Annotated in this window: 15 protein-coding genes; 13 read left to right on the top strand and 2 right to left on the bottom strand. The window is 60.1% G+C overall.

Going from position 1 to position 16,542, the window contains the following annotated elements; all coding sequences use genetic code 11:
- The first annotated feature begins 687 nt into the window (after positions 1–687).
- The gene (gene exoR, locus FHX09_RS16815) at positions 688–1,491 is read left to right on the top strand and encodes an exopolysaccharide production regulator ExoR (protein WP_132590833.1); all 804 of its coding nucleotides are present in this window, start codon (positions 688–690) and stop codon (positions 1,489–1,491) included.
- Positions 1,492–1,574: 83 nt separating this feature from the next.
- Here the strand turns inward: exoR and xth are convergent, their stop codons facing one another.
- Positions 1,575–2,366: an exodeoxyribonuclease III gene (xth, locus tag FHX09_RS16810; RefSeq protein ID WP_132590835.1), complete on the bottom strand. Its 792-nt coding sequence runs from the start codon at positions 2,364–2,366 to the stop codon at positions 1,575–1,577.
- A 121-nt stretch (positions 2,367–2,487) separates the two neighbouring features.
- Positions 2,488–2,820 (bottom strand): iron-sulfur cluster insertion protein ErpA, encoded by a 333-nt coding sequence (gene erpA, locus FHX09_RS16805; protein WP_007788894.1) that lies wholly within the window; start codon positions 2,818–2,820, stop codon positions 2,488–2,490.
- 213 nt (positions 2,821–3,033) lie between these two features.
- Between erpA and FHX09_RS16800 the strand changes: the two genes are divergently transcribed.
- The 12 genes from FHX09_RS16800 (at position 3,034) to FHX09_RS16745 (ending at position 16,512) form a co-directional block, all read left to right on the top strand.
- Positions 3,034–4,251, top strand: a complete 1,218-nt coding sequence (locus FHX09_RS16800; RefSeq protein WP_132590837.1) for a deoxyguanosinetriphosphate triphosphohydrolase — start codon at positions 3,034–3,036, stop codon at positions 4,249–4,251.
- Between the two features lie 65 nt (positions 4,252–4,316).
- Positions 4,317–6,074, top strand: a complete 1,758-nt coding sequence (gene argS, locus FHX09_RS16795) for an arginine--tRNA ligase (protein ID WP_007788898.1) — start codon at positions 4,317–4,319, stop codon at positions 6,072–6,074.
- Between the two features lie 59 nt (positions 6,075–6,133).
- Positions 6,134–9,103 (top strand): SPOR domain-containing protein, encoded by a 2,970-nt coding sequence (locus FHX09_RS16790; RefSeq protein WP_132590839.1) that lies wholly within the window; start codon positions 6,134–6,136, stop codon positions 9,101–9,103.
- Positions 9,104–9,212: 109 nt separating this feature from the next.
- Positions 9,213–10,226, top strand: a complete 1,014-nt coding sequence (gene nagZ, locus FHX09_RS16785; protein WP_165933116.1) for a beta-N-acetylhexosaminidase — start codon at positions 9,213–9,215, stop codon at positions 10,224–10,226.
- 21 nt (positions 10,227–10,247) lie between these two features.
- Positions 10,248–11,108 carry a ScpA family protein gene (locus FHX09_RS16780; protein ID WP_132590843.1) on the top strand — a complete coding sequence of 287 codons (861 nt, stop codon included), beginning with the start codon at positions 10,248–10,250 and terminating at the stop codon, positions 11,106–11,108.
- 32 nt (positions 11,109–11,140) lie between these two features.
- Complete coding sequence (gene scpB / locus FHX09_RS16775; RefSeq protein WP_132591002.1) at positions 11,141–11,821, top strand: SMC-Scp complex subunit ScpB; 681 nt, start codon at positions 11,141–11,143, stop codon at positions 11,819–11,821.
- A gap of 185 nt (positions 11,822–12,006) precedes the next feature.
- Positions 12,007–12,207, top strand: a complete 201-nt coding sequence (locus tag FHX09_RS16770) for a twin-arginine translocase TatA/TatE family subunit (RefSeq protein ID WP_007788905.1) — start codon at positions 12,007–12,009, stop codon at positions 12,205–12,207.
- A gap of 49 nt (positions 12,208–12,256) precedes the next feature.
- Positions 12,257–12,880, top strand: a complete 624-nt coding sequence (gene tatB / locus FHX09_RS16765; protein ID WP_132590845.1) for a Sec-independent protein translocase protein TatB — start codon at positions 12,257–12,259, stop codon at positions 12,878–12,880.
- Positions 12,877–13,704: a twin-arginine translocase subunit TatC gene (gene tatC / locus FHX09_RS16760; RefSeq protein ID WP_132590847.1), complete on the top strand. Its 828-nt coding sequence runs from the start codon at positions 12,877–12,879 to the stop codon at positions 13,702–13,704. The genes tatB and tatC overlap by 4 nt, the downstream gene beginning before the upstream one ends.
- Before the next feature lie 92 nt (positions 13,705–13,796).
- On the top strand, positions 13,797–15,080 hold the full coding sequence (gene serS, locus FHX09_RS16755; protein WP_184450408.1) for a serine--tRNA ligase: 1,284 nt from the start codon (positions 13,797–13,799) through the stop codon (positions 15,078–15,080).
- A gap of 4 nt (positions 15,081–15,084) precedes the next feature.
- Positions 15,085–15,852: a 5'/3'-nucleotidase SurE gene (gene surE, locus FHX09_RS16750; protein ID WP_184450406.1), complete on the top strand. Its 768-nt coding sequence runs from the start codon at positions 15,085–15,087 to the stop codon at positions 15,850–15,852.
- Between the two features lie 6 nt (positions 15,853–15,858).
- Complete coding sequence (locus FHX09_RS16745; protein WP_007788910.1) at positions 15,859–16,512, top strand: protein-L-isoaspartate(D-aspartate) O-methyltransferase; 654 nt, start codon at positions 15,859–15,861, stop codon at positions 16,510–16,512.
- Positions 16,513–16,542: the final 30 nt, after the last annotated feature.

The following is a 16,542-nucleotide window of genomic DNA, read 5'->3' as shown; positions in this document are numbered from 1 at the left end:
AAAGCCCGGCAAAATTGTCGGGCTTTTCTTTATGTGCGGATCGTTAAGCATGCCGTTTCCACGTCTCATTTTGTGACGATTCAGCAACAGTTTTTTACCAGCATTTGCGTAAGATGATCTCACGGCGAAATTGTCCATTTCCCGCCACAAACTAGGCGCAGCGCTATAGGCGGGCGAGGGAATGACAGGCGTAGGGTGCGCGTAAAAGAGTACGATGAGCGAGTTCGTAACGGGTACAGTCAGGATGGGTGAAGCCTACGGCGAAGATGCCGCTGCCGACGCCATTTTCCTTTTCCCGCAAGGCGATTTCGCCTCAGAACTTCGCTCTGACGTTGCGCTTCCGAACCTTTCTTTCTTCTCGTTTTCAAACCGCTCGGCATTATCGGAATCGGCTTCCGGTAACATCGACACAGGTTTGGTCACAATTGGTGATTACCTTTTCTTTGACGGCGGAAAGGCGCATTGCCGGGCCGCGGGAGTGAGGCAGATGGCATCGCGGGCGAGCCGCGCCGGACAGGGGGCGGAGAGTGTCGATGCGCTCGGAATTGAGGCTCTCGCGGGAGGGCGAATGGCTAGATGCGACGCGGGCAAGCGGGCCTTTGAGCCCACCGCGGGATCGCTCGCCGGGAGGAATGCATCCGCGGATCGAAAGTCCGCATGGGTGGGAAGCGAAAGAAACCGAGTAAAATGCTGACGTCCGAGTTCAGACCTTTCAGATTGATGCTCATGGGGCTTTCCGTTGCCTGTTGCGCGGCAATTACATCGCCTGCGAGCGCATTCGACATCAAGTCGGGCGTCTCGAAAGAGTCCGGTCCCTTCGATCTCTTCAAGTTTGGTTTCAAGGCCTATAAGAACGGTCAGAAAGAAGAAGCGGTTGAAGCCTATAAGTACGCCGCCGAGAAGGGCCATACAGGCTCACGCTGGGCGCTCGCCAACATGTATGCTGACGGCGATGGCGTCGCGCAGGATGACTTCGAAGCCTTCAAGATCTATAGCGAGATCGCGCAGCAAGGGGTGGAGCCCGGCTCTGAAGACACCGGCTTCTTCGTCAACGCGCTGCTGTCGCTTGCCAACTATTACAAGCGCGGTATTCCCGGCAGCCCTGTTAAGACCGATCTCAACCAGGCGCGTCAGCTTTATTTTCAGGCTGCCTCTACCTTTGGTGTCGCTGAGGCGCAGTTCCAGCTGGCGCAGATGATGCTGGCGGGCGAAGGTGGCAGCACCAGCACGCAGCAGGCAAAGAAGTGGCTCAACCAGGCCCGCAAGAGCGGTCATCCCGGCGCCATGGCCGTGTTCGGCAATATCCTCTTCCAGGAGGGGCAGGCAGCCAACGGGCTCGCACTGATGACCGCCGCGCTTGACCGCTGCAAGCCGAAGGACTGTGGCTGGATGGAGTCCCTGCAGGAGCAGGCCTTCTCCGTCGCGAGCGAAGGCGACCGCCGCTCGGCCGTGGCGCTTTCTCACAAGATTGCAGCTAGCGGCGCCGACTAAGCGCGTCCTTCCCGACAGCGGAGGCGTGTTTGGCGATAGCTGGAACGCGGGTGCGCGAAACGTTGAAGGTGATGCGCTTTAACTCAGGCCGCGAAATCGAAATAGGCCACGACGGGCACGTGGTCTGACGGCTTCTCCCAGGCACGAACGTGCTTTTCAATCGCTGATGATGTCATGCGGTCGGCGGCTTCCGGTGAAAGCAGCAGGTGGTCGATGCGGATGCCGTTGTTCTTCTGCCAGGCACCCGCTTGATAGTCCCAGAACGAGTAGAGTTGAATGGCATCCGTCGTTGCGCGCACGGCATCTGTCAATCCAAGGCCTTCAAGTCGACGGAAAGCCTGACGCGTCTGCGGCAGGAACAGCGCGTCATTCTCCCAGACCTTTGGATCGAAACAGTCATGCGGCTCCGGGATGACGTTGTAGTCGCCAGCAAGGATCAGGATTTCCTCGTAAGCCAGGCGCTCGGCTGCGAATGTGCGTAACCGTTCCATCCAGGCGAGCTTGTAGGTGTATTTCTCGGTTTCAACAGGATTGCCGTTCGGCAGGTAGAGGCAGCAGACACGCGCGACGCGATTGCCGGGAAGCGAAAACACGGCTTCCAGGAAGCGAGCCTGCTCGTCCAGCGGATCGCCCGGCAGCCCGCGGCTCACTTCATCAGGCTTGGTCTTGGAAAGGATCGCGACGCCATTGAAGCCTTTCTGTCCGTGCGTCTCGACATGATATCCCATTGCTTCGATTTCGAACCTGGGAAAACCCTCGTCGATCGTCTTGATCTCCTGCAGGCAGACGATATCGGGATTGGAGTCTTTCAGCCATTGCGTCAGGTTGTCGATGCGCGCCTTGACGCCGTTGATGTTCCAGGTCGCGATCTTCATGGGGGTGTCCTGTTCCGCTTCGTCGGTCTCTTGTATCGTGCTCCTTCGAGCGCGGACAAGACTATAAACCGACCGCAAGAGATTCTTCGGCCGGTTCGGTGTGGATACCCTGAGGGATCGATCAGATAGAGAAGCTGGTGCCGCAGCCGCAGCTTGCAACCGCGTTAGGGTTCTTGATCTGGAAGGACTGTCCGAGCAGGCTATCGACGAAATCGATTTCGGATCCCGCCATATAGACCAAGGAGAGGCTGTCGATCAGCACCTTGGCGTCATTCTTCTCGACGACGGTGTCGTCGTCCTGCGCATTATCGGCAAGGTCGAACTTGTAGGAAAAGCCCGAACAGCCGCCGCCTTCCACGGAAACGCGCAGCGCGCTCTTCCCGGGTTCCGTGCCGACGATTGCCGCGATTCGTTTTGCCGCGGCATCGGAAAGGGTTACACTTGCGTCCGTCATGTTTGCTCCTGCCGGGTTCAAGATCCGGAGAGAATACCTGTTAGCCGCTGGTTTCAAGCGGCTGATTTCAAAGCTACTTACGCTCTATACCACGAAAGCGCAGGTTCGGGCAAAATGACTGCGAAAGCATCGCTTTGCCGTTTATGCTCTCTATAGGTATGAACAGCGCAAGGCGGCGTCAATGGGCGGCTGCATATCAGGTAACGGTGACGAATGACGATCGACAGGCATGCTTTGGGATACGGCAACAGTGACAGGGCGGCGTATGCGGCAGATCCCTGGTCGACACGCGGCAGGCTCTATCCCGAGGACCTCAGCCCCACCCGTTCGGATTTTCAGCGCGACCGCGACCGCATTGTTCACACGACGGCATTTCGCCGATTGAAGCACAAAACGCAGGTCTTCATCGCGCAGGATGGCGATCACTATCGCACCCGGTTGACACACACGATCGAGGTTGCGCAGGTGGCCCGCGCTCTCGCCAGGGCACTGAAGCTTGACGAGGACCTCGCCGAAGGTGTGGCGCTTGTCCATGACTTTGGCCACACGCCCTTCGGCCACACGGGCGAGGATGCGCTGCATGAGGTTCTGTTACCCTACGGCGGCTTCGATCACAACGCCCAGTCGCTGCGCATCGTCACCAAGTTGGAGCGCCGCTACGCCGATTTTGATGGCATCAATCTGACATGGGAAAGTCTGGAAGGGCTCGTCAAGCACAACGGCCCGCTCCTGACCAAGGACGGTGCCGGCACGCGCGGGCCGGTTCCGCAGCCGATCCTGGACTATTGCGAGATCCACGACCTGGAACTGGATACCTATGCAAGCCTGGAAGCGCAGGTTGCCGCGATCGCTGATGATATCGCCTATAACACGCATGACATCGATGACGGGCTTCGCTCCGGCTATCTGACCTTCGACATGCTGGAGGAGATCCCGTTTCTGGCAGGTCTGATGGCCGAGGTACGGGAACGCTATCCAAACCTCGAGGCCAGCCGTTTTACCCACGAGATCATGCGCCGCCAGATCACCCGGATGGTCGAGGACGTCATTTCCGTCGCCCAACGGGGACTTGCAGATATCAAGCCGAACAGCGCAACCGATATTCGCCAGGCCAATCGCGTGATTGCGACATTTTCCGACGAGATGTTTGAAACCGACCGGCAGATCAAGGCAATGCTTTTCAAGCGCATCTACCGGCATCCCGAGATCATGCGCATCCGCGCCGGCGCTGCGCAGATCGTGACCGATCTCTTCGGCGCCTATATGGCCAATCCGAAGGAGATGCAAAGCCACTATTGGGTGGATCATATCGCCGGTCTTGCCGAAGCGGCGAGGGCGCGCCATGTCGGCGACTATCTTGCGGGGATGACCGATACCTACGCGATCAGTGCCCACAGGCGATTGTTTGACCGCACTCCGGATTTGCGATAGGCAGCGGTCGCCCGGCCAAGTCCGGACAAATGCCTTGTGGCAAAGCCTATGCATGGAAGAGTGCGATGAACCTTTTTACCGATTTTGAAGCCAGGATTAAAACCGCCCTTGAGCAGATTGATCTGGTCAGGGAAAAGCGATCCGAGCTGGATTTCGGCCGCATCGCAATCGAGCCGCCACGCGACCCGAGCCACGGTGATGTTGCGACCAACGCAGCGATGGTGCTGGCAAAGCCGCTCGGCACCAATCCGCGCGCTCTGGCGGAGATCATCGCTGAGAAGTTGAAGGAAGACGCCGACGTTGCGGACGTCTCGGTGGCTGGCCCCGGCTTTATCAATATCAAGCTCTCCGTCGGCTACTGGCAGCGTCTGCTTGCCTCGATGATCGAGGCCGGCACAGACTACGGCCGCTCGGCAATTGGTGCCGGCAAGCGCGTCAACGTCGAATATGTGTCGGCGAATCCGACCGGGCCCATGCATGTCGGCCACTGCCGCGGCGCCGTCGTCGGCGACGCGCTGGCCAACCTGCTTTCCTTCGCCGGCTTCGAGGTCGTCAAGGAGTACTACATCAACGATGCCGGCTCGCAGATCGATGTGCTGGCGCGCTCTGTTTTCTTGCGTTACCGCGAAGCTCTCGGCGAGAAGATCGGAGAGATTCCGCCCGGACTTTATCCGGGCGATTACCTCGTGCCCGTCGGCGAGTCACTGGCCCGTGACTACGGCGTCAGGCTGCACAATATGACCGAAGATCAATGGATGCCGATCGTCAAAGATCGTACGATCGACTCAATGATGACGATGATCCGTGAGGATCTGGACGCGTTGAACGTGCATCACGACGTCTTCTTCTCGGAGCGTACACTGCATGCGCACGGCGCTGCCGCTATCCGCACGGCAATCAACGATCTGACATTCAAGGGGCACGTCTACAAGGGCACGCTGCCGCCGCCAAAGGGTCAGTTGCCGGAGGACTGGGAAGACCGCGAGCAGACGCTGTTCCGCTCCACGGAAGTCGGCGACGATATGGACCGGCCGCTGATCAAGTCGGACGGCTCCTATACCTATTTTGCTGCCGACGTTGCCTACTTCAAGAACAAGTTTGACCGTGATTTCAACGAGATGATCTATGTTCTCGGTGCAGACCACGGCGGCTACGTCAAGCGCCTGGAGGCTGTTGCTCGGGGTGTTTCCGAGGGTAAAGCGAAGCTGACCGTCCTTCTTTGCCAGCTTGTCAAGCTGTTCCGCAATGGCGAGCCGGTGAAGATGTCGAAGCGCTCTGGCGACTTCGTGACGCTACGCGAAGTCGTAGAGGAGGTTGGCCGCGATTCGGTCCGTTTCATGATGTTGTATCGCAAGAGTTCGGAACCGCTGGACTTCGATTTCGCCAAAGTGACGGAGCAATCGAAGGACAATCCGGTGTTCTACGTGCAGTATGCGCACGCACGCTGCATGTCTGTTTTCCGGCAGGCGAAGGAAGTGTTTCCGGACCTTGACGTGACGCCTGCCGAGCTTGCGAAAGCGGCGGCGGGGATCTCGGATCCGACGGAATTGCAGCTGGTTGCGAAGGCCGCCGAGTTTCCACGCTTGGTCGAATCCGCGGCGCAGTCACAGGAGCCCCATCGCGTCGTTTTTTACCTCTATGATCTGGCAAGTTCTTTCCATGCGCACTGGAATAAAGGTAAAGACCAAGTAGACTTACGATTTATTAACGATAAGAACCGAGAATCGAGTATAGCCAGATTAGGGCTGGTGTACGCCGTTGCGTCGGTTTTGAAGTCGGGACTTGCCATTGCGGGTACCGCTGCGCCGGATGAGATGCGGTAGCGTCACCATTTACCCACAATGCTCTGGCATAAACCTTAGCAGTTGCGAGTGGGATGAGTATGGCAGACAAACAGCGGGCGTATGACACGCGTAAGAATACGGACCTCTTTGCTGACGACGACCCTTTGGCGGAACTTGCTCGCATCGTTGGCTTTGAGCCGCGGGTAGCAGCGAATACCGTCGAAGACGCCCCCCGACAGGAACCGGCGTTCAATCTCGAAGATGAATTGTTGCGCGAATTCGAGCGTTACGACGAACCTCAGTCCGCTGCGTCTTTCGATCGTCTGCCTGAGCCCGTCTTGGAGCAGCCGGCGGCCTATGAGGCTCCCATCGAAGCCGATACTTTGCCGGCTGCCGAGGTCGAGCCCGAATTTGTCCCCGAATTTGTCGTTGAGCCTGAGGTTGCCAGCGAAACGGTGGCTCGTCAGCCACTGGAAGTGGCTTCCAACCTGACCCCTGTCGCTTGGGCGTCGAATGCCGTTCGAGCGGGCGAACCAGTCGCCGGTGGTGCACGGGATCTGATCGAAGAACTCGAAATGTCGATCGGCGCGACGCCTGCTCCGGTTGCGCCTGCCAAGGCGCCACAGTGGTCTGCGGCCAGTATCCGGCTGCCAATCGCCAACTTCCATCCGGCGCGCCGCGATGAGGCCTCATCTGCGCCGATCGTCCCCATCGCTGCTCCCGCACCTGAGCCGGCCGTTGTTGCGTCGGAGAGTGTTGCTGCTTTCGACGTGCCTGTTGCCGCGGGTTTCCCTGCTGAAATCGATCGCCATGAAGAACCCGAGACGGTTCCCGACGCGTCTGAGATGCGCCAAGAAGCGCCGGTCGTTGAAGCTCTCATCGATCACAGCGCCTTCGACCTGGCTGCTGCCGCGAAGGATGATGGCGCTGTTCAGGCGGATGCCGCCCTGACAGAGGCCGCGCCGACGGAGGTCGACGATATTGCCTTCGATATCGATGAACTCCTCGCCGACGTGTCGCATTACCCCGTTCCCGAGCGCCAGATCATGGCCGCGGCTGATGTCGCACAGATGCCGCGCTCGCCGGAGCCGGTCCGCGTTGCCGCGCCTGTTGTGGCTCCGTTGCCGAAGCCGGTCGAGCCGCCTGTGTCCGCTCGCACGGCCAAAGCCGAACCGGAAGGTGACGATCCTTTCGCCGGTCATGACTTTGAGCTTGATCTTGAAGGTATCGAGCTGGAACTCGCCGATTTTGACTTTGCTGAGCCGGTAAAGGCGGAGCCGCAGGCTGTCGAGTCGCAGCGAGTTCAGGCGCAGCATGTCGAGGCAGTTAGACCGCAGCCAGTCGCCCCAGTGCCCGCTTTCCAGCCCCCGCCGGCCCCAGCTCCGGTCGTTGTGGCGGCCCCGATCAGTCGGATTCCGGAAGAGGTACCGCCCGTCGCCAAGGCGCCTGCTACGCCTGCATTCTCGGCTGATGCCGGAGACGAGCTTCCGTTCGATCCGTCGATGATCTCGGATGCGGAATATCATCCGGAAGCTGTTGAAGAAATGCACGTGCCGGTGCTGCCGCCCGTCGAGCAGCCGGGACCGGTCGTAGCGACCTCCGACTTCGATTTCGATGTCGACGCTGAAATCGCCAACCTTCTCGCACCCGCCAAGCCAGCAGAAACGCCTGCTAAGCCGGCCGTCGAGGAATGGCGGACCCGTGCGCCAATCTCTATCGCGCCGACCGCTGCGCCAGTTGCCAAGCAAGTTCCGTTGCAAAGCCTGGACGAATTCGAGCGCGCCTTGGAAGAGGATTTCCGCCGGAGCGTCAACGAGCCGGTCCAGCGCCGCGAGAACGTTTCCCAGGTGCAGATCCAGTCCGCAAGTGAAGCCGAGGATATGAGCCGCGCTCGCTCGATGAAGCGTATGCTGGCTGCGGCTGCCGCGATCGTCGTGTTTGGCGGCGTCGCCTATGCAGGCTATACGTTCCTGGCCCGTGATGGAGGCCTCGGTATCGCTTCCGGCGAGCCGCGCGTGATCACAGCGGACAAGGACCCGGTTAAGGTCGTGCCCGAAAATCCGGGCGGCAAGACCGTGCCGAACCAGGACAAGGCTGTCTACGACAGCGTCGGCGGTGCTGCCGCCGAAGCGCCGAAGCAGAAGGCGCTGGTATCCAGCGACGAGCAGCCGGTGGACGTCGTACAGCGCACGTTGACACCAGAAACGCTGCCTGAGGACAATGACAGCGATATCGCGCCACCAATGGCGACACCGGTCGGCGACACCCAGGATCCGCGTCTGCTACCCAGCCAGGATACGGCCGCTGCCGACGAAGGCGACAATGCCAACCAGGCTCCGTCAGTTTCGGCCCGCAAGGTCCGCACCATGATTGTCCGACCGGACGGCACTCTGGTTGCCCGTGACGAACCAGCCCCTGAAGCAGCTTCGACGCTGCCAAAGGCAACGACCGTTCAGACGCAGAAGATCACCGCTGGCTCGAAGCCGGCTGGCGGCACGGCTGCGAATTTCCCGGCATCGAGGCAGGTCGCCACCGCCGACATCCGTTCGACGCCGGTTGAAGAGACCAAGCCGACTGCAGCGCAGGCTCCTTCGGAAAATGCGTTGGCCAAGGCGGCTGCCGCCACTTCGGCCAACGTCGATCCGCCAGTTCGCGCTGTGAAGAGCTCGACGGTGAGCGACACCGCGCCGGCTCCGGCAACACGCCCGGCAGCTACCGATGCGGCGAAGGCACCTGAGGCGCCAACTGCACCGGCAGCACAAAAGCCGAAGGACGTTGCCGCTGTTTCGCCGGCCGCGACGCAGACCCAGCCGACTGCGGCGGCCGGCGGCTACGGCGTCCAGATCGCATCGCTTCCTTCCGAGGAAGAGGCGAAGAAGTCCTACGCGAGCCTTTCGAAGAAGTTTGCAAGCGTGCTTGGCGGCCGCAGCTACGAGATCCGCAAGGCCGAGATTGCAGGCAAGGGCACGTTCTACCGCGTTCGCATCCCTGCGGGCTCCAAGGACGAAGCCGCGACCATCTGCGAAAAGTACCGTGCAGCAGGCGGCAGCTGCCTTATCTCGAAGTAGGTTTTCGGCAAGCGTTCAATCAAAGCGGCGGGCCTCTGGTCTGCCGCTTTTTTTGTGAATGCCGGTTGACGCAGCTCGTATTTCCGCAGGGCACCTCTATGATTCGGGTATGACCGAATCAAAAGCAATGATCCTAGGCTGTAGCGGCCTTTCTCTCACTCCTGACGAAAAGGCGTTCTTCAGCGCTGAGCGTCCTTGGGGTTTCATCCTGTTCGGGCGCAATATTTCGGAGCGGCAGCAGATCAGTGATCTCGTCGCGGAAATGCGCGAAGCTGTCGGTTGGCACGCGCCGGTTCTCATCGACCAGGAAGGCGGACGCGTCCAGCGAATCCGACCGCCGATCTTCCAGCACTATCCCTCAGGGCAACAGCTTGGCGACATCTATCGGCAGGACAGAGAAAAAGGCCTCCGCGCCGCGTGGCTTATGTCACGGCTACACGCCTTCGACCTTTCTAGTCTTGGCATCAACGTGGACTGCCTTCCGCTGTTGGACGTTCCCGTGGAGGGCAGCAGCAACGTGATCGGCAACCGCGCCTACGGCGGTGATCCGACGACGGTGGTGGCCATGGGCCGGGCCGCTGCCGAGGGTTTGAAAGCGGGCGGTCTTCTCCCTGTGATGAAGCACATGCCGGGCCACGGTCGCGGCTTTGCCGATTCCCATCACGAACTGCCGGTTGTCACGGTTTCGCGCGCGGAACTCGAGGCGCACGATTTCCCGCCCTTCATTGCCATGAAGGACGAATTGATGGCGATGACGTGCCATGTCGTCTTTGCGGCCATCGACTCCGAGCATCCGGCAACTACTTCACGTAAGGTCATCGACGGCATCATCCGCCAACAGATCGGCTTCAATGGGCTGTTGCTTTCCGATGATACGTCGATGAACGCGCTGGCCGGCACGATCGGTGAGCGCGCGGGCAATATCATCGCCGGCGGATGTGATATCGTGCTGCATTGCAATGGCCACATGGGCGAGATGCTGCAGGTTGTCGAAAACGTACCGGTCTTGCAGGACCAGTCGCTGTCGCGAGCAGAAGCGGTGCTGAAGGGCTTCCCAACGGCAGACGAGGGCGACGAGGTTTCGATCCGCGCCGAATTCGATGAAATGTTTGCAGCCGTCTGATTGCGGAAGGAGCAGGGCAGGGTGACCACGACCAAGGGCACGGACTGGCAACAGGCGGCAACGACGCCGATGGACAAGCTGTGGCAGGAAAGCGGTGCGGAACGCGCGAGCTCAGATCCCGCGCTGCTGATCGACGTTGCCGGCTTCGAAGGCCCGCTCGACCTCTTGCTCTACCTTGCCCGCAATCAGAAGGTCGATCTGTCCCGCATCTCGGTTCTTGCGCTGGCAGAGCAATATCTGCAGTTCATCGAAAGCGCACGGCGGATCCGGATAGAGCTGGCGGCCGACTATCTGGTCATGGCCGCTTGGCTTGCCTATCTGAAATCGCGCCTGCTGATCCCGCAGCAGGCCAAGGACGACGGGCCGTCCGGCGAGGAGATGGCGGCAACGCTCGCCTTCCGCCTGAAGCGCCTGGAGGCGATGCGCGAGGCCGCGAGCGGTCTCGTCAACCGCAATCGTCTGGGGCGGGATATCTTCGCTCGCGGCGCGCCGGAGCATATCCCTGACAGACATCAGTCGGCATATGATGCGAGCCTCTACGATCTGCTGACGGCCTATGCGTCGCTCAGGCAGCGTCAGGCTGTGACGCAGGTGACTATCGCTCGACGTAATGTATGGTCTCTGACGGACGCCCGCGAACTTCTGACCCGCATCATTGGTGAGATCGGCGACTGGACTGCGCTCGAATCCTATCTCTTACCTTACATGGCGTCGCCGCAAGACCGGGTCACGGCGATTGCCAGTGCGTTCGCGGCTTCGCTCGAGCTGGTCCGCGAAGGTAAGCTCGAGATTCGTCAGGATGGTGCCTTCCAGTCCCTCTACATGCGGCGAGGCCCTAAACATGCGACGCTGCAGGTCGTCGAACAGGAGCGACCGGCGTGACCGATCTTGAAGACGAGCAGATCGATAGCGTAATGGTGGAAGAGACGGACGACGACATCCGGGCGGAGGCTGAAGCAGAGCGTATTGCCGAAGCACTGGTCTTCGCGTCCGCACAACCCGTCTCCGAAGGCTTCATTGCCGAGCGCTTGCCTCGCGCGTTCAACGTTCGCGCGATCATGCTGCGCCTGAAGGAGCAATATGCCCATCGCGGTGTTAACCTCGTGCAGGTGGATGACGCGTGGGCGTTCCGCACGGCCGCCGACCTCTCATTCGTCATTCGGCGCGACGAGAACGAAACGAAGAAGCTGTCGCGGGCAGCCTTGGAAGTGTTGGCGATCATTGCCTATCACCAGCCGGTGACGCGGGCCGAAATCGAGGATATCAGAGGCGTCCAGACCTCCCGCGGCACACTCGACGTGCTGATGGAGGCAGGCTGGGTTCGGTTTCGCGGTCGCAGGCGTACGCCTGGTCGGCCCGTCACGCTCGGCACCACCCGCGATTTCCTCGATCATTTCGGCCTGGAAGAACTGCGCGATCTGCCTGGCCTTGAAGAATTGAAAGGCGCAGGGCTACTCTCCGGTCGCATCCCGGCCAATTTCAATATGCCGTCGCCTGTCATGAACGACGAGTTGACCGAGGACGAAGATCCGATCACGCAACTCGATCTTGAGGAACTCGGCCTGCTGGCGCCCGGCGGCGGGTCCGAAGACTAATCGGATTTGTCTTGGTTCCGCCACGCATCGCGAAAACAATGTCGATCACAGTTTTTCGAATGTGTATTCTCTTGTCACAGAGGGCGATCCCGTGACATTAAGCGACAATCCACGGGGAACTTTGATGTTGGAATTGGTGTAGGAAGCTCTTACATCTGGAAACATCGCAACAGGGAGTTAGCGTAATGGGTTCTTTTAGCATGTGGCACTGGCTGATCGTTCTGGTCATCGTGCTGTTGTTGTTCGGTCGCGGCAAGATTCCGGAACTGATGGGCGACGTTGCCAAGGGCATCAAGAGCTTCAAGAAGGGCATGAACGACGAAGACAGCACGCCCGAGTCCACGACTGCCAAGACCGTCGATCACAAGGCCGACGAAACCAAGTAATCACCTCCGGGCAAACGTAGCCCCCACGTTTCCCGCTCAGGAGCCTTGAATGTTCGATATTGGCTGGACCGAGCTGCTTGTCATCGCGGTCGTTTTGATCGTGGTGGTTGGTCCGAAGGACTTGCCGCCGATGTTGCGTGCGTTCGGCAAGATGACTCAGCGTGCCCGCAAGGTTGCAGGCGAGTTTCGTGCCCAGTTCGACGAGGCCCTGCGTGAGGCCGATCTGGACGAAGTACGCCAGACACTGACGGACGCGCAGAAGCTGAACCCCGTCAACAGTTTGCGCGAAGCCATGAACCCGCTTCGGCAGATGGGCAACGAAATCAAGGCCGACCTGCAGAAGGCGACGACGGTCGAGAACAAGACCGAGGTTCCGGCCGCTGTTGTATCGGTGCCTGAGCCATCAATGAGCCTGCCAGAAACGCCGCCGGTCGTAGCGCCGGCGCCTATTGCTGCAGCAGACGTGGAAAATACGGTGGTTCAGGAGAAGCCTAAGGCAGCCCGTAAACCGCGCGCCAAGGCGGAGCCTGCACCTGCCGCAGTTGCCGCTCCCGTCGAGAAGCCCAAGCGGGCTTCGACGAGGACGGCCGCCGCCAAGAAGCCCGCGGCGGTTGCCGCCACAGCCGCTCCGAAGAAGACGGCAGCAAAGAAGAAGAAGAAGGACGATGCATGAGCGGTGAGATCGAAGACAAGCCGCAGCCACTGATCGAGCATCTGATGGAGCTGCGCACGCGACTGATCTGGTCGATCGGTGCGTTTTTCGTTGCGTTCATCTCCTGCTTCATATTCGCCAAACATCTCTTCAACGTGCTGGTCTATCCGTACAAGTGGGCAGTTACCTGGGCGAAGCTCGACGTTTCAAAGGCACAGCTCATCTACACGGCGCCGCAGGAGTTCTTCTTCACGCAGGTGAAAGTCGCCATGTTCGGCGGCCTGGTCATCGCCTTTCCGATCATTGCAGCGCAGATCTACAAGTTTGTCGCGCCTGGCCTCTACAAGAACGAGCGCGCGGCCTTCCTGCCGTTTCTGATCGCGTCGCCGATCCTGTTTCTGATGGGCGCTTCGCTCGTCTATTTCTTCTTTACGCCGATGGTCATGTGGTTCTTCCTGACCATGCAGCAAGCGCCAGGCGAGGGCGACGTCGCAATTTCGCTGCTTCCGAAGGTCTCCGAGTATCTCAGCCTCATCATGACGCTGGTGTTTTCGTTCGGCTTGGTCTTTCAGCTTCCGGTGATAACCACGCTGCTGGCCCGTGTCGGATTGCTGTCGTCGGATTGGCTGGCTGAGAAGCGCAAGTTCGCGATCGTGCTCGCCTTTATCGTCGCAGCGGTGCTGACGCCGCCCGATCCGATGTCCCAGATCGGCCTTGCACTGCCGACCATCCTTCTCTACGAGATTTCCATCTACGCGGCGCGACTCGTGGAGCGCCAGCGTGCCCGCGAGGCGGTCGGAGAGGCTGAAGGAACCACGGATGTTGCCAAGTCGGACAACGTCTGACCGATCTTCCTCAATGAACGCTTCCAAGCATCCGGTCGAGGCCTAGCCGGGCGTTGGCCGGGTTATCTTTTTTACAACGACCTGGAACGACGATGCTCGATATCAAATGGATCCGTGAGAATCCCGAAGCGCTCGATGCGGCACTTGCCAAGCGTGGTGTCGAGCCTTTGTCCGAAAGCTTGATTGCGATCGATGAAAAGCGCCGCTCGGCCATTCAGAAGGTCCAGGACATGTTGTCCCGTCGCAATGCCGCCTCCAAGGAAATCGGCGCGGCGATGGCGCAGAAGAACAGCGAGCTTGCCGACAAGCTGAAGGCCGAGGTGGCTGACCTGAAGGTGCTGCTTCCGGCCGCCGAAGAGGATGAACGTCAGGCGACGGACGAGCTGAACGACGCGCTGTCGCGCATTCCGAACATCCCGCACGACGATGTGCCGGTCGGCAAAGACGAGCACGACAATGTCGTTGCCCGCGTCGTCGGCGAAAAGCCGCGCTGGAATCACACGCCGAAGGAACATTTCGAGATCGGTGAAGCGCTTGGCTACATGGATTTCGAGCGGGCTGCCAAGCTCTCGGGGTCGCGCTTTACGGTGCTGACCGGTCCGCTCGCGCGGCTGGAGCGCGCGCTCGGTCAGTTCATGATCGACCTGCATACGAGCGAGCATGGCTACACCGAAGTCAGCTCGCCGCTGATGGTGCGCGCAGAAGCGCTCTATGGCACCGGCAATCTGCCGAAGTTCGAGGAAGATCTCTTCAAGACGACCGACAGTCGGTATCTCATTCCGACCGCGGAAGTGACGCTGACCAACCTAGTACGCGAAGAAATCCTCGACCAGGAGAAGCTGCCGCTTCGTTTCACCGCGCTGACGCCATCCTTCCGCTCGGAAGCGGGCTCGGCCGGCCGCGACACGCGTGGCATGCTTCGCCAGCATCAGTTCTGGAAGTGCGAACTCGTCTCGATCATCGATGCGGAGAGTTCGCTTGCCGAGCACGAGCGCATGACGGCCTGCGCGGAAGAGGTGTTGAAGCGCCTCGGCCTGCATTTCCGCACGCTGACGCTCTGCACCGGCGATATGGGCTTCGGTTCGCGCAAGACCTACGACCTCGAGGTCTGGTTGCCGGGCCAGAACACCTACCGTGAAATCTCGTCCTGTTCCGTCTGCGGCGATTTCCAGGCGCGGCGCATGAACGCGCGCTATCGCGGCAAGGAGGACAAGGCAACGAAGTTCGTTCACACGTTGAACGGCTCGGGCACCGCCGTCGGTCGCTGCCTGATCGCTGTTCTCGAGAACTACCTGAACGAGGACGGGTCGGTGACTGTTCCCGACGTTCTGCTGCCATATATGGGCGGTTTGAAGAAGATAGAACGGGCGGCCTGAGCCGATGCGCATTCTGCTCACCAACGACGACGGCATTCACGCTGAAGGCCTCGCAGCGCTGGAGCGGATTGCGCGCACGCTGTCCGACGATGTCTGGATTGTCGCGCCGGAGACGGACCAGAGCGGCCTTGCGCATTCGTTGAGCCTTTCTGAGCCGCTGCGACTGCGCAAGATCTCCGACAAGCATTTCGCGCTACGCGGAACCCCGACCGATTGCGTCATCATGGGCATCAAGCAGGTCATGGACATCAAGCCGGACCTCGTGCTCTCGGGCGTCAATTCGGGCTCGAATGTCGCCGACGATGTCACCTATTCAGGCACCATCGCTGGTGCCATCGAAGGCACCATGCAAGGCGTCCGCTCTTTTGCATTGAGCCAGGCCTATCTCCACCAAGATGGGTCAAGGATCGTTCCATGGGAGGTCTGCGAGGCACACGCGCCGGCTCTTCTCGAGAAACTGATGGCGCTCGAATTGCCCGAGGGCACGTTCCTGAACCTCAACTTTCCGAATTGCCGCCCCGAAGAAGTCGAGGGCGTGGAAGTCACGGCGCAAGGCAAGCTTGCCTTCAACCTGCAGGTCGATGCCCGGTCTGACGGACGTGGCTTTCCCTATTATTGGCTGAGGTTCGGAGAGCGTGCCGGCGCCTTCCTCGAGGGCACCGATATCCACGCTCTGAAGCATCGCAAGATTTCGGTAACGCCTTTGAAACTGGATCTGACTGATTATTCCGTACGGGACCGCGTGGCGCGGGCGCTTTCGGGTACGGAGTAGATTGTTTTGACGGCACGGCTGGTCGAGAAGGAAGGGTTTGCGGCGCTCGTTTTGAGGCTGCGGGCCGAAGGCGTTTCCGATCTGGATCTGCTGACTGCGGTCGAGCAGACGCCGCGCTCTTTGTTCGTGCCGCCGCAGTTCGCGGAGCAGGCCTATTCGAGCCGCACGATCCCGATCGAATGCGGCTCATTTCTGGAGGGCGTCGATCTCGCGGTCAGGATCCTTCACCACCTGAAGATCAAGCCGGGGCAACGTGTGCTTGAGGTCGGCACGGGCAGCGGCTTCATGTCTGCCGTCATGGCCCGCATGGCCGAACGCGTGCTGACGATCGACCGCTACAAGACATTGACGACGAATGCGCAGCGTCGCATCGACTCACTCGGACTCAGAAACGTCATCATCCGCCAGGCCGACGGCAGCGCCGGCTTGCAGGGAGAGGGAACTTTCGATCGCATCGTGGTCACCGCGGCGTTCAATTCGATGCCGCGGTTCTACACCGACCAGCTTGTTTCCGGCGGCTCAATGATTGCACCTCTCATGATCTCCGAGAATGAATGTCGCCTTGTGCGGCTCACGAAAACGGGGAGCCGCTTCGAGCGCGAAGAGCTGTTCGATACACCCTATCTTCCGATCGTCCCGCGCCTTGCGTCTCAACTCTGACGCGAGCCTGTCGCGCGAGTGCTATGGTTA

The organism is Rhizobium sp. BK538 (assembly GCF_014197575.1).
Lineage (GTDB): Bacteria > Pseudomonadota > Alphaproteobacteria > Rhizobiales > Rhizobiaceae > Rhizobium.
Note: the sequence above shows the minus strand (reverse complement) of the source record. Positions and strands in the feature narration are given on the sequence as shown.